The organism is Kitasatospora sp. NPDC089913 (assembly GCF_044748625.1).
Lineage (GTDB): Bacteria > Actinomycetota > Actinomycetes > Streptomycetales > Streptomycetaceae > Kitasatospora.
The window spans coordinates 371,573-394,246 of sequence record NZ_JBIVGI010000003.1 but is presented as its reverse complement, the minus strand read 5'-3'; the positions used below and the strand labels follow the sequence as shown (position 1 = coordinate 394,246).

The window sequence follows — 22,674 nt, the reverse complement described above, 5'->3', positions numbered from 1 at the left end:
GATGACGACGACGACGGAAGCGTCCGCGGCGGAGGCGGCGGCCGGGGACACCGGTGCGTCGGTGCCGCTCGTGCGGGCCGAGGGGCTGCGGGTGTCGTTCCCCGGCGCGCCGCGGCCCGCCGTGGACGGCGTGTCGCTGGCCGTCGGCGCCGGGGAGTGCGTGGCGCTGGTCGGCGAGTCCGGCTCGGGCAAGTCCGTCACCGCCCGTTCCCTGATCGGACTGGCGGGCGCCGGGGCCCGGGTCTCCGCCCGGACCCTGGAGGTGGCCGGGGCGGACACCGCGGGCTTCGGCGAACGGCAGTGGCGCACGGTGCGCGGCCGACGGATCGCCGTGGTCCTCCAGGACGCGCTGACCGCGCTGGACCCGCTGCGCACCGTCGGCGCCGAGATCGCCGAGGCGGCCCGCCTCGGCGGCACCGCCGGCCCGGACAGCGCTGCCCGGGTGGTGGAACTGCTCACGGCGGTGGGCGTGCCGGAGCCGGAGGCCCGGCGCACCCAGTACCCGCACCAGCTCTCCGGCGGGCTGCGCCAGCGCGCGCTGATCGCCTCGGCGCTGGCCGCCGACGCCCCGCTGCTGATCGCCGACGAGCCGACCACCGCGCTGGACGCGATCGTCCAGGCGCAGATCCTGACGCTGCTCGGCCGGCTCAAGGACGAGGGCCGGGGACTGCTGCTGGTCAGTCACGACCTGGCGGTGGTGGCGCAGTTGGCGGACCGGGTGCTGGTGCTGCGGCGGGGCGAGGTGGTGGAGAGCGGGCCGGCCGGCCGGGTGCTGTCCGCCCCGGAGCACCCGTACACCCGGATGCTGCTGGACGCGGTGCCCTCGGGCCGCCCGCGGGCCCGTCCCGTGCAGGCCCCGCCCGGGGCACCGGACGCCGGAGAGGCCGTCCCGGTACTGACCGGGCGCGGGCTGGTCAAGTCCTTCGCCCCGGGCGGGCCGAGGGCCCTCGACGAGGTCGGGTTCACCCTGCGGGCGGGCGAGGCGCTGGGCGTGGTCGGCGAGTCCGGCTCGGGCAAGACCACGCTGGCGCGGGTCGCGATGGGACTGTCCCGTCCGGACGCCGGGGAGGTGCTGCTGCACGGTCGGCCCTGGTCGGCGCTGCCGGAGCGGCGGCGCCGGGCCGGGCGCTCGGCGATCCAGTTCGTCCAGCAGGATCCGTACGCCTCGGCGGACCCCCGGTTCACCGTTGCGCGGATCATCGGCGAGGCGCTGCCGGGACTGCGGCGCGCCGAACGGGCCCGGCGGTGCGCGGAGCTCCTCGACCAGGTCGGCCTGCCGCCCGAACTGCTCTCCCGCCGGCCGCACCAGCTGTCCGGCGGCCAGCGCCAGCGGGTGGCCATCGCCCGGGCGTTGGCGGGCGGTCCGCAGGTGCTGGTCTGCGACGAGCCGGTGTCGGCCCTGGACGTCTCGGTCCAGGCACAGGTGCTGGAGCTGTTGGACCGGCTGCGGCGCGAGCGGGGCATCGCCCTGCTGTTCATCACCCACGACCTGGCCGTGGTGCGGCAGGTCGCCGACCGGGTGCTGATCATGCGCGGCGGGTCGGTCGTCGAGGAGGGCGGGACCGAGCGGATCTTCGAGGCCCCCGCCCACCCGTACACCCGGGCCCTGCTGGACGCCGTCCTGCGGCTGCCCGGCGGGGGCGGCGCGGACGGCGCGGACGGCACGGGCGGTGAGGACGGTGAGGACGGTGAGGGCGGTGAGGACGGCGCCGCCGGTACGGAGAGCGCGGACCGGGCACCTGGCGGGGACGCCACCGGCCGTGACGGCCCGGAGCAGGACATCGAACACGTCGCCGGGCAGGACGGCGAGCACGTCACGAAGTGGGAGACATGACTGACACGACGACGGACACCGCCCCCGGGACCGCCGAGGTGTGGCTGCGGCGGGCCGAGGAGGTCGCGGCGCGGCTCGCGCCCGGCGCCGCGCGCCGCGACCGCGAGGGCGCCCCGCCGGTGCGGGAGATCCAGTTGCTGAAGGAGACCGGCCTGGTCACCCTGCTGGGGCCGGTCGAGCACGGCGGGGCCGGCCAGAACTGGTCCACCGCGTTCCGGGTGGTGCGCACCGTCGCGGCGGCCGACGCCTCGGTCGGCGAACTGCTGGCCCACCACTACGTGTGGGTGTCGATCGCCGAGTTCATCGGCACCGAGGAGAAGATCCAGCACATCGGCGAGGTGTCGGCCCGGGCCCGGTGGTTCTTCAGCGGGTCCTCGAAGCCCCGCTCGGCGCCCCTGGTGGTCCAGGACACCGGCCTCGAGATGCTGTTCCACGGGCGGCTGGAGCGTGCCCTGGGCCACCCGGTGTCGGACATCACCATCCTGGAGGGTTTCCTGGAGGACGGCGACACCCCGATCAGCGCGCTCGCGATGAGCGAGCACGTGGGGCTGTCCTTCGAACCGGGCGCCGAGGAGATCGGGCTCCGGTCGCTTGCTGCCGGGACCGTGGTCGCCGACGGCGCGAACATCCCGTGGACCGGGGCGCTCGGCCACGTCAACAGGACCTTCGTGCCCCGGGTCTACAACACCTTCCTCACCCCGGCCTTCCAGCTCGCCCAGGTCAACGCGCTGATCGGCGCGGCCCGGGGCGCGCTGGAGGCCGCCGCCCGGCACGCCCGCGAGCAGTGGTCGCGGGCGCCGCTGACCGAGGCCGCCGCCGCGGACGCGGCGGGGCACTACGGCGCCCTGGCCTCCGCACTGTGGGCGGTGGAGGCCTTCGCCGACGCCGTCGGCGCCGAGGCGGACGCCCTGCACGCCCGGCGCCGCACGGTGACCGAGGAGGAGCGCGGCCGGCACGCCGTCCGGGTCGCGGCGCTGGCCGCGCAGGCCGGCGCGGCCGCCGACGCGGTCACCGCGGGCGCGCCCGGCGCGGCCGGCCCCGGCGGCGCCGAGGCCGCGGCCGGGCTGGACCGCTACTGGCGGGACACCCGGGCGCGGCGGGTGCACGAGGACGATCCGGGGCGGGCCCGGGTGGTCGGGCGCCACCTCCTGCACGGCGAAGTCCCCCGCCCCACCTGGTACGCGTGACACCCCGAGTAAGGAGCACCCCCGCATGACCAGCAGTTCCCCGACCGTCCCGCTGTCCGTCCTCGACATCTCGTCCGTCGACTCCGCCGGCCGCCCCGCCGACACCCTGGTCGGCACCCGCCGACTGGTGGCGGCCGCCGACGAGCTGGGCTTCACCCGGTTCTGGGTGGCCGAGCACCACAACTCGCGCGGGATCGCCGGCTCCGTACCGGCCGTCCTGCTGGCCGCGCTCGGCGAGCGGACCAGCCGGATCCGGATCGGCGCGGGCGGGGTGATCCTGCCCAACCACCCGCCGTACGCCGTCGCGGAGTCCTTCCGGACGCTGGCCACGCTGTTCCCCGGCCGGGTCGACCTGGGCATCGGCCGCTCGGGCGCGGACCCGGTGCTCTCCCACGCGCTGCGCCGGGCGCCCGACGAGGACTTCCCGGCGGCGCTGGAGGAACTGCTCGCCTTCGTCGACGGCGCCTTCCCGGACGGGCACGTGTACCAGCGGCTGGAGGCCCTGCCGGAGCCGCCGCGGCCGCCCCGGCCGTGGCTGCTGGGCGCCAGTGTGCGCAGCGCCGTGGACGCGGGCCGGCGCGGGCTGCCGTACGCGTTCGCCCACCACTTCTTCAACTCCCGCGGCACCGAGGAGGCGCTGCGGGCGTACCGGGAGAACTTCCGGCCCTCGGCCCGGGCCGAGCGGCCGCACACGATCGTCACCGCCTACACGGTGTGCGGGGAGACCTCGGAGCAGGCCCGCCGGTTGGCGGCGCCGGCGCTGTTCCCGGTGCTGCGGCTGAACGGCGCCTCGCCGGTCGCGCCGCTGCCCACCGTCGAGGAGGCGGCGGCGTACCTGTGGACGGAGGCCGAGCGGGCCGCCGCCGACGCGCTGCTCAGCACCCAGGCGGTCGGTGACGCCGAGGAGGTCCGCCGGGCGCTGGCGGACCTGCTGGAGCGCACCGGCGCGGACGAGCTGATGGTGACCAACAACGTCACCGACGTCGAGGAGAAGATCCGCTCGCTGGAACGCGTGCGGGAACTCGCTCCGGCGCTGCCCGTTCCCGCCGGGGTCAGCCGGTAACGGCCGGGCGGCGACGGTCGCGGGTGCCGAGGCTGTCGAGGATGCGGCGGTGGTGGGTGACCAGCCAGACCCGCTCGGGCTCCCCCGGCGGGCAGCGGTCCAGGGCGTGGTCGAGGCAGCTGACCGCGAGCACGTCGTCGCCCGCGGCGGCGGCCCGGGCGGACGCCCCGACCAGCGCCTCCCACGCACGCCGTTCCATCGCCTCCACCGGTGTGCCGTCGGCCTCGGCGAGCGCGATGGCGCGGTCGTAGTGGAAGGCCAGCAGCCCGGGGCGGGGCACGTCCAGCAGGGCCGCCCAGTCGGCCGCCCGCAGATGCCGTTCGACCAGGACGCGGCCGGGCAGCTGGGCGAGCGCGACATCGCGGCTGACGGCGTACCGGAAGACGTACTCGACGTCTCCGGGCACGCTGCTGCGGCGCACCCGGCGCAGCAGTTCGCGCGACTCCAGGAGTTCCAGGCCGCGGCCGACCTCCTCGGGGTCGCGCCGGCCGACCGCGGCGACCGCGCCGCGCCACAGCGTGCCGCCGACGACGGCGGCGTCGCGCAGCACCGAGCGGGCGGCGCGGTCGAGGCCGTCGAGCTGGGCGGTCACGACGGCGAGGACGGCCGGCGGGTGGGCGGCGGCCGGGTCGGCGCCGACGTCCGCCACCCGCGCGTAGGCCTGGGCGAACAGCGGGTTGCCGTCGGCGAGGGCCGCGCGGAGGTCGTCGCCGGGTGTCGGGTGGCGGCGGCCGGCGGCGGCGCCGATCACGGTGGCGGTGGCCGCGGCGGACAGCGGCGCCACGTGCAGGAGGACCGAGCGGCGCTTGCCGCACCCCCAGGAGGGTCTGGTGTGGAGCAGTTCGGAGCGGGCGCCGGCGATCAGCAGCAGGGCGACCGGGCCGAGCCGGACGGTGAGGTCCTCGACGAAGGAGCGGACGAAGTCGGCGGCGCGGTGGAGGTCGTCCAGGACGACCACCAGCGGGCGTTCGGCGGCCGCCTCCTCCAGGAACTGCCGCAGCGCGCCGAGGACTTCCTCCCGCGGGACGACGCCGCCGTCCGGCTCCTGGGCGGCGGCGGCCGGGGCGGGCAGGCCGAGGCAGGCCGCGAGCGCCGTGACGATCGGCCCGGTGGCGCCGTGCGGGAGGAGCCGGCGCACGACGCCGGTCAGTGCGGGAAGGACGACGGCCGCCGGCGCGCCGGCGCGGATGCCCGCGTAGGCGCGGACCACGCCGGCCAGCGGCTCGTAGGGGGTGTGGGTGTCGAAGGCGGGGGTGCCCGCGTGGAGCACCCGGGGCGTCGGCGGTCCGGCGCCGTCGCGCAGCGAGGCGGCGAACTCCCCGATCAGCCGGGTCTTGCCGATGCCGGGCTCGCCGAGCACCGAGACCAGGTGCGGCAACTGGTGGCGAACGGTGTCCCGGTAGGCGCCGTGCAGCAGGTTCAGCTCGTGGGTGCGCTCCAGGAACGGCGGTTCGGCGGGATGCCCGGACGGCGCGCGGCCGTCCGGGCCCGAGCGCCCGGGGCGGTGGACGCCGGGGACGCCGGGGACCGGGGCGAAGCCGAGTCCGCCGCCGCCCGCTTCCACGGTGGCGTCGGCGGCCCACAGTTCCCCGCGGGGGACCTGCAGCAGCAGGTAGTGGCAGGCGTCCAGCACCTGGCCGGTGACCTCCACGGGCTCGGGCGCGCTGTCGTCGTAGGTGACCATCACCTCGCCGGTGCCGACCACGAGGTGGGTGACCGGCCGGGTGGCGCTCGCCTCGGCGGCCGGCCCCGGTCCGGGCACCGCGAAGTGGCGACGCAGGGCGAGGGCGGCGCGCAGGGCCCGCTCGGCGTCGTCCTCGTGGGCCCGGGGGACGCCGAAGACGACCAGCCACACCGAGCCGAAGGCGCGGCGCACGTGTCCGCCGAAGGGCGCCGTCTCGCGTCGGATGTCGGCGGTCAGCTCCTTGATGGCGTGGTCGACGCGCTCGGGGGCGAGGGCGCCGCCGCCGGCCGTCCACCGGGCGCGGACCATGACGACGCTGGCCGAGCGCCGCTCGACCCGTTCCCAGGGCGCACGGGGAGCCTGCGCGGCGGCCGGGACGCCGGGGGTCCCTGCGCGGTCGTCGGCGCGCGCGGGCACGGCGGGTGCCGGCCGGGGGCGCGGCGACCGCGGGGCGGCGGGCCCGGGTCCGGCCGGGGACGGGAAGTCCGCCGCGCCGCCCGGGGCCGCGGTGAGCCGCAGCGCCAGGGCCGGGTCGTGGCTGAGGATCGCGCGCTGGAGGCGGCGCAGGTCGCGGCCCGGCTCGAGGCCGAAGCGGTCGGCGAGGAGGTCCCGGGTGCGCCGGTAGCGGTCCAGCGCCTCGGACTGGCGCCCGCAGTTGTAGAGGACGACCATCAGCTGGGCGACCAGGCGTTCCCGGGTCGGCTCGGCCTCCAGCAGGGACTCCAGTTCGCCGATCAGCTCACGGTCCCGCCCCATCGCCAGCTCGGCCTGGATGCAGTCCTCGTGGACGGCGAGCCGGATGCCCTGGAGGGCGGCCAGCTCGGGCCAGGTGAGCCCGGCGTCGCTCACGTCGGCGAGCACCGGTCCGCGCCACAGGCCGAGGGCGCGGCGCAGCAGTTCCGAGGCCTGCGTCCAGTCGCCGGCCGCCAGTCGGGACCGGCCCAATGTGACAAGCTCATGAAATTCCGTGAGATCGAGCTGTTCCGGCTCGATTCTGAGCATGTATCCGGGCACAGTGGTATTCAGCGTGGCCTTCCCGTCCGCCGGCTCCCCGACCGCCTCGAATGCGCGGCGCAGCCCGGCCACCGAGTTCTGCACCATTTTCCGTGCCGTGGTCGGACGGTCGTCGCCCCAGAGCGCGGCGACTATCTCGTTGATACTCACCACGCTATTCGCGCGGAGCAGGAGAACGCCGAGAAGGGCCCTCTGCTGCAGGCCGCGAATGGGCACGTCGATGCCGTCCGAGAGCACTTCGAGCGGCCCCAGAACGTTGAATCGCACCCCTACCCCCTCGATTACCTGCGATTCCAGAAGATGCCATTCCGATTGTGCCCGATGGTACATCAGGTCCCCCCGGCCCTTCCATTGACTGTCCATCAATTCTGACCCGCGATACCAGCGGCAATCCCCCGGCGGTTATCCCCGCGGCATTGCGCCGCCACTGCCCGGCGGCAGGGGCGGCAGTGGTCCGCGCATGGGCGGTCAGTTCCCGGGCGATGGGCGGGGTTTCCCCATGATGGGTCCCACCGGGAGCGGGCGGCCGTCGCCACCGCCCCGGGGAGCCGCCGGGGACCGGCGGCCGAACGCCTACAAGAGACGAGGTCGGGGGTACCCGGTGCCTTCCCTGCTGGAACGTGACGCGCACATCGACAGACTCGACCACCTGCTCGCCGAGTGTCTCGGCCGCGCGGGCCGGGTGGCACTGGTCGACGGACCCCTCGGCAGCGGCAAGAGCGAGCTGCTGCGGGTGTTCGCCGCCCGGGCCGCCGAACGCGGAGTCCTGGTCGTGGGCGCGAGCTGTTCCGCGCAGGAGCGGGACCTGCCCTTCGGCATCGCCGACCGGATCGCCCACTCCCCCGGCTGGCCCGCCCGGCACGCCGAGCGGCTGGCCGCCCTGGCCGACCCGGCCGTCCTCGCCCACCCGTCCGGCAGCGCCGCCGGCACCGCCCTCGACGGCACCGGCGCGACCGCCGACCCGACCGGCCCCCCGTCGCCCCCGCTGCTGCGCGCCTGCCGGGACCTGACCACCGCCCTGCTCGCGGCCGCGGCCGACACCCCGGTGCTGCTCTGCGTCGAGGACATCGGCCACGCCGACGAGGCGTCCCTGCACTTCCTGCGCCACCTCGTCCGCCACCTGCCGCAGAGCCGGGTGCTGCTGGTCCTCACCGACGGCAGCACCCCGTGGCCCGCGCGGCGCCGGTTGCACGCGGAACTGCTGCGCCACCCGCACGCGCACCGCCTCACGCTGACCCCGCTGTCCCGGGCCGGCGCGCTGCGCCTGGTCGCCGAGGGCCTGGGCGAGGAGGACGCCCGGCACCGCGGCCCCGGCCTGGTGGACGTCGCCGGCGGCAACCCGCTGCTGCTGCACGCCCTCGTCGACGAGCACCTCGACCGCGCCGACGAGCCCGAACCGCGTTACGGCCCGGCCCTGCTGAGCTGCCTCCACCGGGCCGGCCCCGGCGTGCTGCGGGTCGTCCAGGCCCGGGCCGTGCTCGGCGAGGAGGCCCCGGACGAGGACGTCGCCAGGCTGCTCGGAGAGCGGGAGAGCGCCGAAGCGGTCGCCCGGGTCCGCGCCGCGCTCACCGCCGCCGGACTGCTGGACGGCGAGGGACGGCTGCGCACCGCGGCCGCCGGCGCCGACGTCCTGGAGGATCTGGCCCCGCACGAGCGCACCGACCTGCGCCTGCGGGCCGCCCAGCTGGCCCACGAGAGCGGCAGCCCCGCCGCCGAGGTGGCCCGGCACCTGGTCGAGGCCGGGCGGGCACCCGCACCGTGGGCGGTCGCGGCGCTGGCCGGGGCGGCCGAGCACGCCCTGCTCGACCACCGTCACGGCACCGCCGTCGCCTGCCTGCGACTGGCCCGTCAGGAGGCCGCCGAGGAGAACGAGCGGGCGGTGCTCCGGCACCGGCTGGCGCAGGCCGAGTGGCAGCTCAACCCCTCGGCGGCGGCCCGGCACCTGGTGCCGCTCACCGCCGCGGTCCGGGCCGGGCACCTCGGGCTCGCCGAGGCGCTCGTCCTCGTCCGGTACCTGCTGTGGCACGGCCGGGGCGAGGAGGCGCTGGGTGTGCTGGACCTGCTGCGCGCCCGGACCGGAACCGCCTCCCCCGCCGGGACCGGCGCGCTGCGCGACGTCGAGACCTGGCTCGCCTACACCCACCCAGGCCTCGCCCGGGGCCGCCGCGTCCCGGCTCTGCCCGCCGATCTGCGGCACGCGGTCGCCCCGGACGTCGACCCGCACCTGCGGGCCGCCGCGGCGCTCGCCGGGGCGCTCACCCGGGGACGGGCCGCGGACGCCGTCGACCGCGCCCAGCAGGTGTTGAACGACGCCCACCTGCACGGCCGCACCCCGTGGGCCGAGGAGGCCGCGCTGCTGGCGCTGCGGGTGCTGCTCGAGGCCGGGCGTGCCGACACCGCGGCGGTCTGGAGCCAACGGCTGCTCGGCACCGCCGCGCGCCGCGGGATCCCGACCGCGACGGCCCTGTACTCGGCGGCGCACGCCGAGGCGGCCCTGCGGCTCGGCGAGCCGACCACGGCGGCCGAGCACAGCCGGGCCGCGCTGACCCACCTCAGCCCCACCGCCTGGGGCATCGCGGTGGGCCTGCCGCTGGGCACGCTGATCGTCGCCGAGAGCCGCACGGGCGAGCACCGCTCGGCGGCCAAGCACCTCACCCACGCCGTCGGCGAGGCGATGTTCCAGAGCCTGTACGGGCTGCACTACCTGTTCGCCCGCGGCGAGCACTACCTGGCGACCCGGCACGGCCACGCGGCCCTCGCCGACTTCCTGTCCTGCGGCGAACTGCTGCGCACCTGGGGCCTGGACGGCGCGGGAGTGGTGCCCTGGCGCACCCAGGCCGCCGACGCCTGGCTGCGGCTGGACAACCGGGACCGCGCCTGGCGGCTGATCCACGAGCAGCTCAGCCGGGCCGACGCCGACCTGCCGCACAACCGCGGCCCGGCGCTGCGGCTGCTGGCCGCGGCCGGGCCGGCCGGCCGACGCGGCCCCCTGCTCACCGAGGCCGTCGACCTCACCGAGGCCTCCGGCGACCGCTACGAGCAGGTGCGGGTGCTCACCGACCTGAGCCGGCTGCACCAGGGCGCCGGAAACAAGCGCAGGGCCCGGCTGCTGCTGCGCCAGGCCCTGCACATGGCGAACATGTGCGCCCTGGGACCGCTCGCGCAGGAGCTGCTGTCGGTCTCGGCGGACCTCGGTGAGAGCGGCCCGGCCGCCGACGAGGCACCGGAGCCGGGCGGGGTCGGCGCGCTCACCGAGTCCGAGCGACGGGTCGCCTCGCTCGCCGTCCTCGGCTACACCAACCGCGAGATCGCCGGACGCCTGTACGTCACGGCGAGCACCGTGGAACAGCACCTCACCCGGGTCTACCGCAAGCTCGGGGTACGCCGACGCAAGGATCTGCCGGCCGATCTGCGGGCCGGCCTGAGGAAGACGGGATGACCACTCCGATGACCACGCCGACCGCCACGACCCCGACGGTGCACGACGGCACCGAGCCCGAACTCGTGCGGGCCCTGGCGGGCCTGACCGCCGGCCAGCAGCCGCAGTGGCCCGATCAGGACCGGGTGCGCGAGGTGCGCGCCGCACTCGGTGCCCTGCCGCCCCTGGTGGAGCCCGCCGCCGTGGACCGGCTCCGGGAGCGCCTGGCCGAGGCCGCGCTCGGCCGGGCCCTGGTCGTCCAGGGCGGGGACTGCGCCGAGACCTTCGCCGGCAACACCCCCGAGCACGTGCGCGCCAACCTGCACGCCCTGCTGCACTGCGCCACCCTGTTCGAGGTCGCCTCCGGCCTTCCGGTGGTTCCGGTCGGGCGCGTCGCCGGGCAGTACGCCAAGCCGCGCTCCAGCCCGACGGGCCCGGACGGGCTGCCCTCCTACCGGGGCGACATCGTCAACGGCCTCGCGGCGACGGCCGAGGCCCGCACGCCGGACCCGCGGCGGATGCTCACCGCGTACGACGGCGCCGGTGCCGCGCTCGACGTGCTGGACTCGGTGGCCGCGGCGACCCGCAGCGAACTGTTCGCCGGTCACGAGGCCCTGCTGCTCGACTACGAGGTGCCGCTGGTGCGCGACGGGTACGCGCTGTCCGGCCACTTCCTGTGGATCGGCGAGCGGACCCGCGAGCTCGACGGCGCGCACGTCGCGCTGGCCCGCCGGATCGCCAACCCGCTGGGCCTCAAGCTGGGCCCGTCCACCACCCCGGAGCAGGCCGTCGCCTACGCCGGCGCGCTGGACCCGGACCGCGTCCCCGGCCGGCTGACGCTGATCAGCAGGATGGGCGCGGACCGGGTGTCCGACGTGCTGCCGCCGCTGGTGGAGGCGGTGGCGGACGCGGGGCACCCGGTGGTCTGGCTCTGCGACCCGATGCACGGCAACACCGAGACGGCGGCCGGCGGGCTGAAGACCCGCCGCTTCGACCGGATCGCCGCCGAGGTGAGCGGCTACTTCGCCGTGCACCGGGCGCTCGGCAGCCACCCCGGCGGCCTGCACCTGGAACTGACCGGCGACGACGTGACCGAGTGCCTCGGCGGTCGCGAGGACCTGCGTGAGGAGCAGCTGCCCGAGCGCTACCTGACCGGCTGCGACCCGCGGCTGAACGGCCGTCAGACCCTCGACCTGGCACGCGTCGTGGCGGAGATCCTGCTGGAGCACTCCGCCCGGCGGGCGCACGCGGCGGTCTGAGGACCGCCCCCCGGACCGACGGCCCGCTCCCTCTTCGCGGAGGGGAGCGGGCCGTCAGCACGTGCGCGGGAGGGGACGGGGGCGGGGCGTCGGTCGGGCCGTCAGGCGGCCAGGTCGGTGCGGAGCGCTCCGAGGAGCGCGGCCAGCCCCGTCCGGTCCTTAGCCGCGCCGTAGACGTAGAAGTCCGGCCGGACCAGCACCGCGACCGCCCCGCTCTCGGCCAGGTACGGCAGGTACACCCCGTCGGTGTCACCGACCGAGCCCGCCGGGGGCTCCTCGTCGGTGGCCGCGAGCACCCTCACCGCGTGGCCGCCGAGGGCGTCCAGCCAGGCGCGGTCCGCGGCGGTGAGCAGACTCTCCGGCGGCTCGGTGGTGAGCAGCACGAAGCCGCGCCCCACCACGTCGTCGAAGAGCCCGGCGGGCCGGCCTGCCGCCGTCACGCGTCCCTGGACGACCAGGTCGCCGGCCGGCCCGCCACCGTGCCGCAGGCCCGCCGTGAGCGGCTGGACCGGCGTGCGCGGCCGGGCCGCGCCGACCTCCGCGCCGCGCCGGGCGCGCTCCTGGGCGGCCAGCATGACGGTGTCCCGGTCGCGGGCCGCGGCCGGGTCGGCCTGGCAGATGACCCGGCCCAGGTCCATCGACATGGTGAGCGCGTGGCGCACGTGCTCGCGCCGCTCGGCGGTGTAGCTGTCGAGCAGCCCCTCGGCGGCCCGGCCGGTGAGCACCAGGTCCAGCTTCCAGGCGAGGTTGGCGGCGTCGCGGAAGCCGGAGCACATGCCCTGCCCGGCGAACGGCGGCATCAGGTGGGCGGCGTCCCCGGCGATCAGCACCCGGCCGCGCCGCCACCGGTCCGCGTAGCGCGCCTGGAAGGTGTAGACGGCGTGCCGCAGCAGGGTGGCGTTGCCGGGGTCGATGTCGAACAGCGAGAGCAGCTTCCAGACGTTGGCCTCACCGCCGAACTCCTCGGGCGACTCGTGGTCGAGCCGCATGAACTCCCAGCGCCGGTGGCCCGGCCCGGCGGAGACCGCGGTGCGCGGCCGCGCCGGGTCGCAGACCTGGAGGTTGTTGGGGACGAACTCCCGGCCGTCGTGCGGGACGACGTCGCAGGTCAGCCAGTCGTTGAAGAACGCGAAGTCGGTGGCGGTCAGCCCGGCCTCCTCGCGCACCACGCTGTTGGCGCCGTCGCAGCCGATCACCCAGCGGGCGGTGAGCGGGCCGCCCGACGGGCCGGTCTCCGGTCCCTCCACCGTGAGCGTGACGGCGTCGCCCCGGTCGGCGAGCGCCGTCACCCGGTGACCGCGCAGGACGCGCAGCGTGGGGTACCGCTCGCCGTGGGCGGACAGCGCGGCCTCCAGGCCCGGCTGGTAGACGGCGCTGGAGTCGGGCCAGCCGGAGCGGCCGGCGTCCTCGACGTCGACCCGGAAGAGGGTCCGGCCGTCGGCGTTGTGCCAGACGTAGTCCCGGGAGGACTCGACGTGCTCGTCCAGGGCCGCGCCCACGCCGGTGGCGGCGAGGATGCGGGCGGACTCGCCGTCGAAGGAGACCGCTCGCGGCATCGGGTAGGGCCGGGGGAAGCGCTCCAGGACGGTGACCCGGTGGCCGCGGGAGGCCAGCAGCAGGGCGGCGGTCTGGCCGACCGGCCCGTAGCCGACGATCGCGATGTCGGTGTCGGTGTCGGTCGCGCTCTCGGTCGCGTTCTCGGTCGCGTTCTCGGTCGCGTTCTCGGAGTCGGTGCTCATGCGGTGGCCCCGTCCTTCCGCAGGATCTCGGCGAGCACCCGGGCGTGCTCCTCCGGGTCGGCCAGGCCGCGCAGCCGCTCGGTACCGTCCTCGACGACGACCAGACGGGTGCCGATCAGGATCCGCTGGCCGCCCTCGAAGGCCCGGCCGCGCACCACGATGCCGGAGCCGGCCAGGGCCCGGGCGAACCGGTCCAGCTCCGGCGAGGGGACCAGCCAGTCCGCGAAGGCGCGCGGCCGCGAGTGGAACCGGTAGACGGCGCGCCAGTCGCCGACCCGGCCCCGGCGCTCCACCACGTGGTGGCCGGTGTCCGCGCGCACGACCCGGAAGTCGGTGCCGAACTGCGGCTGCACCTCGTCGGCCACCACCCGCAGCGGCTCCAGGTAGGACGGGCCGACGAAGCCGACGTCGACCAGCCAGAGGTCACCGTCCAGCCGGACGAAGCCGAGGACGTGCTCCAGGTCCGGCCCGAAGCTGTCGTCGACCTGGCGGATCCCGGCCGAGAACAGCCCGGTCTCGTAACCGAGTTCGCGCAGCAGCGCGAGGAAGAGCCCGTTCAGTTCGTAGCAGACACCGCCCCGGCCGCCGAGCACGACGGCGTCGAACACGGCGTCGACGTCGATGTCGACGCCCGCCCACAGGGACTCGCCGCGGGCGGTGTTGAGCGACGAGTCGTAGGGGACGGCGATCAGGTGGCGCCGGTGCAGCTCGCGCAGGGTGTCGGCGTTGGGGTCGAGCGGGCCGTCGTAGCCGAGGGCCTCGAGGTAGGCGGTGGTGTCGAACACTGCGGTCACTTCCCTTCGGTCCGCTGCTCGGCGGCTCCGGTCGGCGCGGGCACGGTCTCGGCGGTTCCGGTGTCGCCGTCCCCCGCAACGTGGTCCCCGGTCTCGTCGAGCAGGGAGAGGAGGTAACCGGCGAGCCGCTCCGGGGTGGGCTGGTCGAAGGCGAGCAGGGCGGGCAGTTCGAGCCCGGTGACGGTCTGGAGGCGGTTGCGCAGTTCGACGGCGGTCAGCGACACGAAGCCGATGTCGAAGAAGACGGCGTCCGCCCCGATCTCTCCGGTGTCCTCGTGCCCGAGAACGGCCGCGACCTCCGTGCGGACGACGTCGACCAGCACGGCCGGGCGCTCCCCCGGCTCGGCGTCCGCCAGTCGGCGGGCGAGGACGGCGCCGGGCGCCTCCTCGACGATGGTGTCGGGCTCGGTCTCGATGGCCATCGGGGAATCTCCTGCGGGGGTGGTCGTCACGGGCACCGACTCCAGCCAGTAGTGCCGGTGCTGGAAGGGGTAGGTGGGCAGGTCGGAGGCAGGGAGGGGGCCGGCGCCCGCGTAGGAGGCCGACCAGTCGACCTCCACGCCACGGACGTGAAGTGCGGCGGCCGAGAGCAGGACGCGGTCCCAGCCGCCCTCGTCGCGCCGCAGGGTGCCGGTGACGACCGCGTCGCGCACGGAGGCCGCCTCCAGGGCCTCGACGACGCCGTGCGCGAGCACGGGGTGCGCGCTGACCTCGACGAACGCCCGGTACTCGGCGGCGGCGAGGGTGTCGACGGCGTCGGCGAAGCGCACGGTCCGCCGCAGGTTGCGGTACCAGTACCCCGCGTCCAGCTCCGGACCCTCCAGCCAACGGTTCTCGACCGTCGACAGGAACGGGACGACAGCCGGCTGCGGCCTCACCGAACCCAGCAGCTCGGCGAGTTCGGCCTCGATCGACTCCACGTGCGCGGTGTGCGAGGCGTAGTCCACCGGGATCCGCCGCACCCGCACACCCTGCTCCTCGAAGGCGGCCACCAGAGTGTCCAGGCCCGCCGGGTCACCGGCCACCACCACCGAGGACGGACCGTTCACGGCCGCGACCTCCACCCCGGCCGGAAGCCGGTCGGCCACCCGGGCGAGCGGCAGCCCCACCGACACCATGCCTCCGCGTCCGGCCAGACCCCGCGCGATGGCCTGCGACCGCAACGCCACCACCGCCGCCGCGTCCTCCAGCGACAGGATCCCCGCGACGTGCGCCGCCGCGATCTCCCCCTGCGAATGACCGACCACCGCGTCCGGCACCACACCCAGCGACTCCCACAACCGCGCCAGCGCCACGTTCACCGCGAACGACACCGGCTGCACCACATCCACCCGCTCCAACGAAGCGGACCCCGGCACCTGATTCACCACATCCAGCAACGACCAGTCGACATAAGGCTCCAACGCCTTGCCGACCTCACCGAGCGCCTCCGCGAACACCACCGACTCCGCCAGCAACCGCCGACCCATCCCCACCCACTGCGAACCCTGACCCGGGAAGACCAGCACGGTCTGGCCGGTGACGTCCGCCGTGCCCGTGACCAGGGCGGGCGAGGCGGCGTCGCCCGCGAGCGCGGCCAGGCCGGTGCGGTGACCGTCGAGCGTGTCCGCCACAACGACGGCGCGGTGCGCCAGCAGGGTCCGGGCCTCGGCCAGCGCGCGGGCCGCGTCGGCGGGTGCCGGGCCGCGCGCCTCGGTGTAGTCGAGCAGCCGCTCCGCCTGGGCGCGCAGGGCGCCGACGGAAGCGGCGGACACCAGCCAGGGAACGGCACCGGCCTCGGGGGCACCGGCCTCGGCACCGGGCTCGGCCGCAGGTGTCTGCGGCTCCGCGGCGGGCGCCTCCTCGAGGATGACGTGGGCGTTGGTGCCGCTCACCCCGAAGGCCGACACCGCCGCCCGACGCGGTCGGTCGGCCGCCGGCCACGGCCGGGCCTCCGTCAGCAGCCGCACCTCCCCCGCCGACCAGTCGACCTGGGTCGTCGGCGCGTCCACGTGGAGGGTCTTCGGCAGCACGCCGTGCCGCAGCGCCTCCACCATCTTGATCACACCGGCGACACCGGCGGCGGCCTGGGTGTGACCGATGTTGGACTTCAACGACCCCAGCCACAACGGCTGTTCGGCGGACCTCCCCCGTCCGTAGGTGGCCAGCACCGCCTGCGCCTCGATCGGGTCGCCGAGCGGGGTGCCGGTGCCGTGCGCCTCGACGGCGTCGACGTCGGCGGCCGTCAGCCGGGCGTTGGCGAGCGCGGCCCGGATCACCCGCTGCTGGGCGGGCCCGTTGGGCGCGGTGAGGCCGTTGGAGGCGCCGTCCTGGTTGACGGCCGAACCCCGGACCACCGCCAGCACCTCGTGCCCCAGCCGCCGCGCGTCCGACAGCCGCTCAAGGACGAGGACGGCCACGCCCTCCGCCCAGCCGGTGCCGTCGGCCGCGTCCGCGAAGGCCTTGCATCGCCCGTCGGTCGCCAGACCGCGCTGCCGGGAGAACTCCACGAACGGCGAGGGCTGGGACATCACCGCGACCCCGCCGGCCAGCGCCAGCGTCGACTCGCCGCTGCGCAGCGACTGGGCTGCCAGGTGGACGGCGACCAGCGAGGAGGAGCAGGCGGTGTCGACGGTGATCGCGGGCCCCTCCAGGCCGAGCGTGTAGGCGACCCGGCCCGAGGCGACGGAGCCGGAGGTGCCGGTGGCGAGGAAGCCCTCGAGCCCGGCGGGCACACTGCGCAGACCGGTGGCGTAGTCGTGGTACATGACGCCGGAGAACACGCCGACTGCTGTGCCGCGCAGGCCCGCCGGGTCCAGGCCGGCCCGTTCCAGGGCTTCCCAGGAGGTCTCCAGCAGCAGCCGCTGCTGCGGGTCCATGGCGAGCGCCTCGCGCGGCGAGATCCCGAAGAAGGCGGCGTCGAAGTCGGCGGCGCCGTGCAGGAATCCGCCCTCGCGGACGTAGGAGCGGCCGGCCCGGTCCGGGTCGGGGTCGAAGAGTCCGTCGAGGTCCCAGCCGCGGTCCTCGGGGAACTCGCCCACGCCGTCGAGTCCGTCGGCGACCAGCCGCCACAGGTCGGCCGGGGAGGCGACGTCACCCGGCAGCCGGCAGGCCGTCCCGACGATGGCGATCGGCTCGCCGACTGCCGCCTCCAACGCGGCTTTCTCAGCTGCGAGTTGTTCATTGTCCTGGAGCGCGGCCCGCAGTGCCGCGACCAGTCTCGCCGTCTGGTCGGCGGCGGCCGCGCCGTCGTTGGTGGTGGTCATTTCAGCCTTTCCAAGGGTGCGCCGGCGCGGGTCGGTGAGCGCGGTGCGTCGGCTCGGTGGGTCAGTGCGGTTGGAGGGGCGGTTCAGCCGCGGCCACGAAGGGCGCGGGCGACGAGGCCGTCGATGTCCAGGTCCGCGATGGCAGGTCCGTCCACGGGCCCGGGTCCCGCGTCCGGTCCGGCGGCACGCGGCGCGGGGCTCACGACCGCCGGGTCCGCCGCCGGTTCCGGCAGCAGCTCGGACCGCAGGTGGCGGGCGAGGGCGAGCGGAGTCGGGTGGTCGAAGACCAGGGTCGCCGGGAGCCGGACGCCCGTCGCCCGGGCCAGCCGGTTGCGCAGCTGCACCGCGCCGAGCGAGTCGAACCCGGTCTCCTTGAAGGCCTGGGCGGCGGCGACGGCGTTCTTGGACGGGTGCCCGAGGACGGCGGCGGCGGCGGAGCGCACCAGGTCGAGGACCTCGCGGTGCTGCTCGCGCTCCGGCAGCGCGGCCAGCCGGGCGACGAAGTCCGCCGCGTCGTCGGCGGGCGCGCCGGTGGCGGCGGTGCGGCGGGGGGTGCGGACCAGGCCGCGCAGCAGCGGGTTCAGTTCGCCGCCCGCCGCCTGCTTGCGCAGGGCCTCGCGGTCCAGCCGGGTCGGCACCAGCAGCGCCTCCGGAGAACGCAGCGCGGCGTCGAACAGCGCGAGCGCCTCCTCCGTGGGCATGGCCGCCAGTCCGCCGCGGGCCAGCCGGGCCCGGTCGGCCTCACCCAGGTGGCCGGTCAGGCCACTGGCCTGCGCCCACAGGCCCCAGGCCAGCGAGACCGCCGGCAGGCCGTGTGCCCTGCGCCACCCCGCCAACCCGTCCAGGAAACCGTTCGCCGACCCGTACAGGCTCTGCCCGGCGCTGCCGAACACGCTGGCGCCGGAGGAGAAGAGGACGAAGGCGGTGAGGCCGAGGTCCTTCGTCGCCTCGTGCAGGTGCCAGGCCGCGTCCGCCTTCGGCGCGAACACCTCGTCCAACCGCTCGGCGGACTGCGCCTCGAACACACCGTCGGCCAGCGCCCCGGCGGTGTGCACCACCGCCGTCAACGGACGCTCCACCGGAACCCGCCGCACCAGCGCCTCCACCACCGAGCGGTCCGACACATCGGCCGCCACCACCTCCACCGACGCACCCAGCGCCGACAACTGCTCGACGAGCTCCGCCGCACCGGGCGACCCGGCGCCGCGACGGCTCACCAGAAGCAGGTGACGCACCCCGTGCGACTCCACCAGACGCCGGGCCACCAGACCGCCCAGCGTCCCCGTGCCACCGGTCACCAGCACCGTCCCCGCCGGATCCAGCACCGGACCGGCCCCGGACGGGACCTCGGCGGACACTTCGGCACGCAGCAGACGCGGCACCACCACGGTCCCGTCGCGCCAGAGCGCCTGGGTCTCGCCGGACGCCAGCAGACCGCCCACCACCGACGGGTCGACCGCCGCGGTGGGGAAGCCCGCCCCTTCGCCACCGAGCAGCACGACCCGGCCGGGCTGCTCGTGCTGGACCGAACGGACCAGCCCCCACACCGCGTTGACCGCCGGGTCCGCGTCCGGGGGCCCGGTCACGACGGCCAGTGCCTCCCCGTTCCGGGCGGGATCGGTGAGTCCCCGGTGCAGGAACTCCGAGACCCGCCCGACCAGCGCCCGGGCGCCCTCGGGACCCTCGGGGCCCTCGGGGCCCTCGGGGCCCTCGGCCGTGCCCGCGGTCAGGTCGAGCACCGCCGGAGCGACGACACCGGCGGCGTCGGCGCGCAGGGCGAGAGGCGTCCAGCCCACCTGGTAGAGGTGGTCGGCCCCGGCCCCGCCGAGGCCGGCCAGCCGGTCGACCGGTACCTGCCGCAGCGACAGTGATCCGACCGAGGCCACCGGTCCGCCGGTCGGGTCGGTGAGGACGAGCGAGAACGCGTGCGGGCCGGTCTGCCGCGCGTGCACCCGCAGGGCGGTGGGACGCGTGGCGAAGAGCGCCACGTCGTTCCAGGCGAACGGCAGCAGGACGTGACCCGGCTCCGGCTCGGCGATGCCCAGGAAGTTGGTGGCCTGCAGAGCGGCGTCCAACAGCACCGGGTGGATGCCGAAGTCCTCGGCGGCCCGTCCGGCGGGCAGGGACACCTCGGCGTACACCTCGCCGTCGAGCCGCCGGACGGCCCGCAGCCCCTGGAACGCCGGACCGTAGCCGAAGCCGCGGTCGGCCAGCCGCTCGTAGAAGCCGTCCAGGTCGACCGGCTCCGCGCCGGCCGGCGGCCACGCCCCGGGGGCGACGGTGTGCGGCACCTGCTCGCCGCCGAGGAAGCCGGTGGCGTGCCTGGTCCAGGCACCGCCCTCGCCGTCCTCGGGGCGCGAGTACAGGGCGAACGGCCGCCGGCCGCCGGGGGCTTCGTCCTCCGGCGCGTCCACCCGCAGGTGCAGTTGCAGGGCGCCGCGCCCGGGAACGAGCAGCGGGGCCTCGATCACCAGCTCCTCGACGGTGGGCGTGCCCGCCTCGTCGCCGGCCTGCGCGGCCAGCTCCAGCAGCGCCGCCCCCGGGGCGAGGACGGTGCCGCCGACGGCGTGGTCCGCGAGCCACGGGTGGTCCTTCGGGTCGAGCCGTCCGGTGAGGAGCGCCCCGCCCTCGGGCAGTTGCACCACCGCGCCCAGCAGCGGGTGCCCGGCGGGCGCCAGTCCGGCGGCGCCCACGTCGGTGGCGGGGCGGGTCTCCAGCCAGTAGCGCCGGTGCTGGAAGGGGTAGGTGGGCAGGTCGGAGGCGGGGAGGAGGACGGCGTCCGCGAAGGCCGGGGACCAGTCGACGGGGATGCCGTGGACGTGGAGTTCGGCGGCGGCGAGCAGGACGCGGTCCCAGCCGCCGTCCTCGCGCCGCAGGGTCCCGGTGACGACCGTCGGCGCCTCGATCGCCTCCTCCAGGGCCTCGACCACGGCGTGCGCGAGCACCGGGTGCGCACTCACCTCCACGAACGCCCGGAAGCCCTCGCCCGCCAGCGTCCCGACCACCTCGGCGAAGCGCACGGTCTGCCGCAGGTTGCGGTACCAGTAGCCCGCGTCCAGCTCCGGACCCTCCAGCCAACGGTTCTCGACCGTGGAGAGGAAAGGAACAGCGGCGGTCCGGGGCCTCACCGACTGCAGCAGCCCGGCGAGTTCGGCCTCGATCGACTCCACGTGCGCGGTGTGCGAGGCGTAGTCCACCGGGACCCGGCGCACCCGCACGCCCTGCTCCTCGAAGCCGGCCACCACGGTGTCCAGACCGGCCGGATCACCGGCGACGACGACCGAGGACGGACCGTTCACGGCCGCGACCTCCACGCCGTCCGGCAGCGTGCCGGTCACCTCGGCGAGCGGCAGCCCGATCGACACCATGCCGCCCCGTCCGGCCAGACCGCGGGCGATGGCCTGCGAGCGCAACGCCACCACCGCCGCCGCGTCCTCCAACGAAAGGATCCCGGCCACGTGCGCCGCCGCGATCTCCCCCTGCGAATGACCCACCACCGCATCCGGCACCACACCCAACGACGCCCACAACCGCGCCAGCGCCACGTTCACCGCGAACGACACCGGCTGCACCACATCCACCCGCTCCAACGAAGCGGACCCCGGCACCTGGTTCACCACATCCAGCAACGACCAGTCGACATAAGGCTCCAGTGCCTCCGCGGCCTCCTCCAGAGCCCGAGCGAACACCACCGACTCGGCCAGCAACCGCCGACCCATCCCCGCCCACTGCGAACCCTGACCCGGGAACACGAACACCGACCGACCACCCACCTCCGCCCGACCGGAGACGACACCCGCCGCCTCCTCCCCCCGGGCCACCGCGTCCAGCGCCGCCGCCGAGTCCGCGCGGTCGGCGGCCACCACCACGGCGCGCTGCTCCAGTGCGGCCCTCGCGGTGACGAGGGTGCGGGCGGCACGGGACAGGGCGGTGTCCGGCTGCTCGGCCAGGAGCCGGCCCCAGGCACCGGCCTGGGCGCGCAGGGCGTCCTCGGAGGCGGCCGAGAGCACCAACGGCGTTGCGGTGGAAGCGGGTTCGGCGCCCGGCTGCGGTGCGTCGTCCCAGACCGGGGCCTGCTCCAGGATGACGTGGGCGTTGGTGCCGCTGACGCCGAAGGAGGAGACGGCCGCTCGACGCGGCCGGTCGACCTCGGGCCAGTCGCGGCGTTCCGTGAGCAGCGCGACCGCGCCCGAGTCCCAGTCGACCTTCGAGGTGGGTGTGTCGATGTGCAGGCTCTTCGGCAGTACGCCGTGCCGGAGCGCCTCCACCATCTTGATCACACCGGCCGCACCGGCGGCGGCCTGGGTGTGGCCGATGTTGGACTTCAACGAACCCAGCCACAGCGGCTGTTCGGCCGGACGATCCTGCCCGTAGGTGGCCAGCACCGCCTGCGCCTCGATCGGGTCGCCCAACGACGTCCCCGTCCCGTGACCCTCCACCACGTCGACGTCCGCCGCCGTCAGCCGGGCACTGGCGAGAGCCGCCCGGATCACCCGCTCCTGCGAGGGACCGTTCGGAGCCGTCAGACCGTTGGAAGCACCGTCCTGGTTCACCGCCGAACCCCGCACCACCGCCAGCACCTCGTGCCCCAGCCGCCGCGCGTCCGACAGCCGCTCCAGCAGGAGGACGGCCACGCCCTCCGCCAGACCAGTGCCGTCGGCGGCGTCCGCGTACGCCTTGCAGCGGCTGTCGCGTGCCAGACCGCGCTGGGTGGCGAAGTCGACGAAGACCTCCGGTGTGGCCATCACGGCGACCCCGCCGGCCAGGGCGAGCGTGGCCTCGCCGTCGCGCAGCGCCTGCGCGGCCAGGTGCAGGGCGACCAGGGAGGAGGAGCAGGCGGTGTCCACCGTCACCGACGGGCCTTCGAGACCGAGGGCGTAGGAGATCCGGCCGGAGGCGACCGAGCCCGAGTTGCCGATCCCGAAGTAGCCCTCCAGACCCTCCGGGAGGTTGAGCACGTGGTGCGCGTAGTCGTGGTACATCAGCCCCGCGTAGACGCCGACCGGCTGCCCCTTGAGCGAGGTCGGGTCGATGCCGGCCCGCTCCAGGGCCTCCCAGGAGGTCTCCAGCAGCAGCCGCTGCTGCGGGTCCGTCGCCAGCGCCTCGCGCGGCGAGATCCCGAACAGCGCGGCGTCGAACCCGCCCGGGTCGGCGAGGAAACCGCCTTCCTCGGCGTAGGTCCTACCGGCGGCGTCCGGGTCGGGGTCGTACAGGCCGTCCACGTCCCACCCCCGGTCGCGGGGGAACGGGGCCATGGCGTCGGCGCCGTCGTGGACCAGCCGCCACAGGTCGGCCGGGGAGGCGACGCCGCCGGGCAGCCGGCAGGCCATGCCGACGATGGCGATCGGCTCGCTGCGCCGGGCCTCGGCGTCGCGCAGGCGGCGCTTGGTCTGCTGGAGGTCGGCCGTGACGCGCTTGAGGTAGTCGCGCAGCTTGT

The 22,674-nt window shown here is 76.0% G+C and carries 9 protein-coding genes and 1 pseudogene; 5 read left to right on the top strand and 5 right to left on the bottom strand.

Annotated features, from left to right (window positions below; genetic code table 11):
* The first annotated feature begins 1 nt into the window (after position 1).
* Genes ACIPYS_RS08010 through ACIPYS_RS08000 form a run of 3 tightly spaced genes read left to right on the top strand, consistent with a single transcriptional unit; the run spans position 2 to position 4,084 of the window.
* Positions 2–1,834, top strand: a complete 1,833-nt coding sequence (locus ACIPYS_RS08010; RefSeq protein WP_400744643.1) for a dipeptide ABC transporter ATP-binding protein — start codon at positions 2–4, stop codon at positions 1,832–1,834.
* Complete coding sequence (locus ACIPYS_RS08005; RefSeq protein ID WP_400744640.1) at positions 1,831–3,021, top strand: acyl-CoA dehydrogenase family protein; 1,191 nt, start codon at positions 1,831–1,833, stop codon at positions 3,019–3,021. The genes ACIPYS_RS08010 and ACIPYS_RS08005 overlap by 4 nt, the downstream gene beginning before the upstream one ends.
* A 25-nt stretch (positions 3,022–3,046) precedes the next feature.
* Entirely contained in the window at positions 3,047–4,084 is a 1,038-nt protein-coding gene (locus tag ACIPYS_RS08000) for an LLM class flavin-dependent oxidoreductase (protein ID WP_400744637.1), read from the top strand.
* Here ACIPYS_RS08000 and ACIPYS_RS07995 read toward each other — a convergent pair.
* Positions 4,074–7,049 carry a BTAD domain-containing putative transcriptional regulator gene (locus tag ACIPYS_RS07995; protein ID WP_400744634.1) on the bottom strand — a complete coding sequence of 992 codons (2,976 nt, stop codon included), beginning with the start codon at positions 7,047–7,049 and terminating at the stop codon, positions 4,074–4,076. The two genes, ACIPYS_RS08000 and ACIPYS_RS07995, sit on opposite strands and share 11 nt — an antisense overlap.
* A 334-nt stretch (positions 7,050–7,383) precedes the next feature.
* On the opposite strand from ACIPYS_RS07995, the gene ACIPYS_RS07990 reads away from it, so the two are divergent.
* A complete protein-coding gene (locus tag ACIPYS_RS07990; RefSeq protein WP_400744632.1) occupies positions 7,384–10,221 on the top strand; it encodes an AAA family ATPase in 2,838 nt (945 codons plus the stop codon).
* The gene (locus ACIPYS_RS07985; RefSeq protein WP_400744629.1) at positions 10,218–11,459 is read left to right on the top strand and encodes a 3-deoxy-7-phosphoheptulonate synthase; all 1,242 of its coding nucleotides are present in this window, start codon (positions 10,218–10,220) and stop codon (positions 11,457–11,459) included. Before ACIPYS_RS07990 ends, ACIPYS_RS07985 begins: the two co-directional genes overlap by 4 nt.
* Positions 11,460–11,560: 101 nt before the next feature.
* Here ACIPYS_RS07985 and ACIPYS_RS07980 read toward each other — a convergent pair whose 3' ends face one another.
* The 4 genes and pseudogenes from ACIPYS_RS07980 to ACIPYS_RS07965 all read right to left on the bottom strand — a co-directional run bounded on the left by ACIPYS_RS07980 (position 11,561) and on the right by ACIPYS_RS07965 (position 22,669).
* Entirely contained in the window at positions 11,561–13,198 is a 1,638-nt protein-coding gene (locus tag ACIPYS_RS07980; RefSeq protein ID WP_400744627.1) for a bifunctional 3-(3-hydroxy-phenyl)propionate/3-hydroxycinnamic acid hydroxylase, read from the bottom strand.
* Positions 13,195–13,992 carry an arylamine N-acetyltransferase gene (locus tag ACIPYS_RS07975; RefSeq protein ID WP_231978089.1) on the bottom strand — a complete coding sequence of 266 codons (798 nt, stop codon included), beginning with the start codon at positions 13,990–13,992 and terminating at the stop codon, positions 13,195–13,197. Before ACIPYS_RS07975 ends, ACIPYS_RS07980 begins: the two co-directional genes overlap by 4 nt.
* A pseudogene (locus ACIPYS_RS07970) lies at positions 13,989–17,126 on the bottom strand (type I polyketide synthase); the annotation flags it as partial. The pseudogene ACIPYS_RS07970 and the gene ACIPYS_RS07975, both read right to left, overlap by 4 nt.
* A 194-nt stretch (positions 17,127–17,320) precedes the next feature.
* Positions 17,321–22,669, bottom strand: coding sequence for an SDR family NAD(P)-dependent oxidoreductase (locus tag ACIPYS_RS07965; protein ID WP_400744726.1), 5,349 nt, complete (start codon positions 22,667–22,669; stop codon positions 17,321–17,323).
* Positions 22,670–22,674: the final 5 nt, after the last annotated feature.

Excerpts from the sequence above, each read along its gene's own strand:
- ACIPYS_RS08010 (WP_400744643.1), top strand. The coding sequence starts at position 2 with ATGACGACGACGACGGAAGCGTCCGCGGCGGAGGCGGCGGCCGGGGAC.
- ACIPYS_RS08005 (WP_400744640.1), top strand. The coding sequence starts at position 1,831 with ATGACTGACACGACGACGGACACCGCCCCCGGGACCGCCGAGGTGTGG.
- ACIPYS_RS08000 (WP_400744637.1), top strand. The coding sequence starts at position 3,047 with ATGACCAGCAGTTCCCCGACCGTCCCGCTGTCCGTCCTCGACATCTCG.
- ACIPYS_RS07985 (WP_400744629.1), top strand. The coding sequence starts at position 10,218 with ATGACCACTCCGATGACCACGCCGACCGCCACGACCCCGACGGTGCAC.
- ACIPYS_RS07980 (WP_400744627.1), bottom strand. The coding sequence starts at position 13,198 with ATGAGCACCGACTCCGAGAACGCGACCGAGAACGCGACCGAGAACGCG.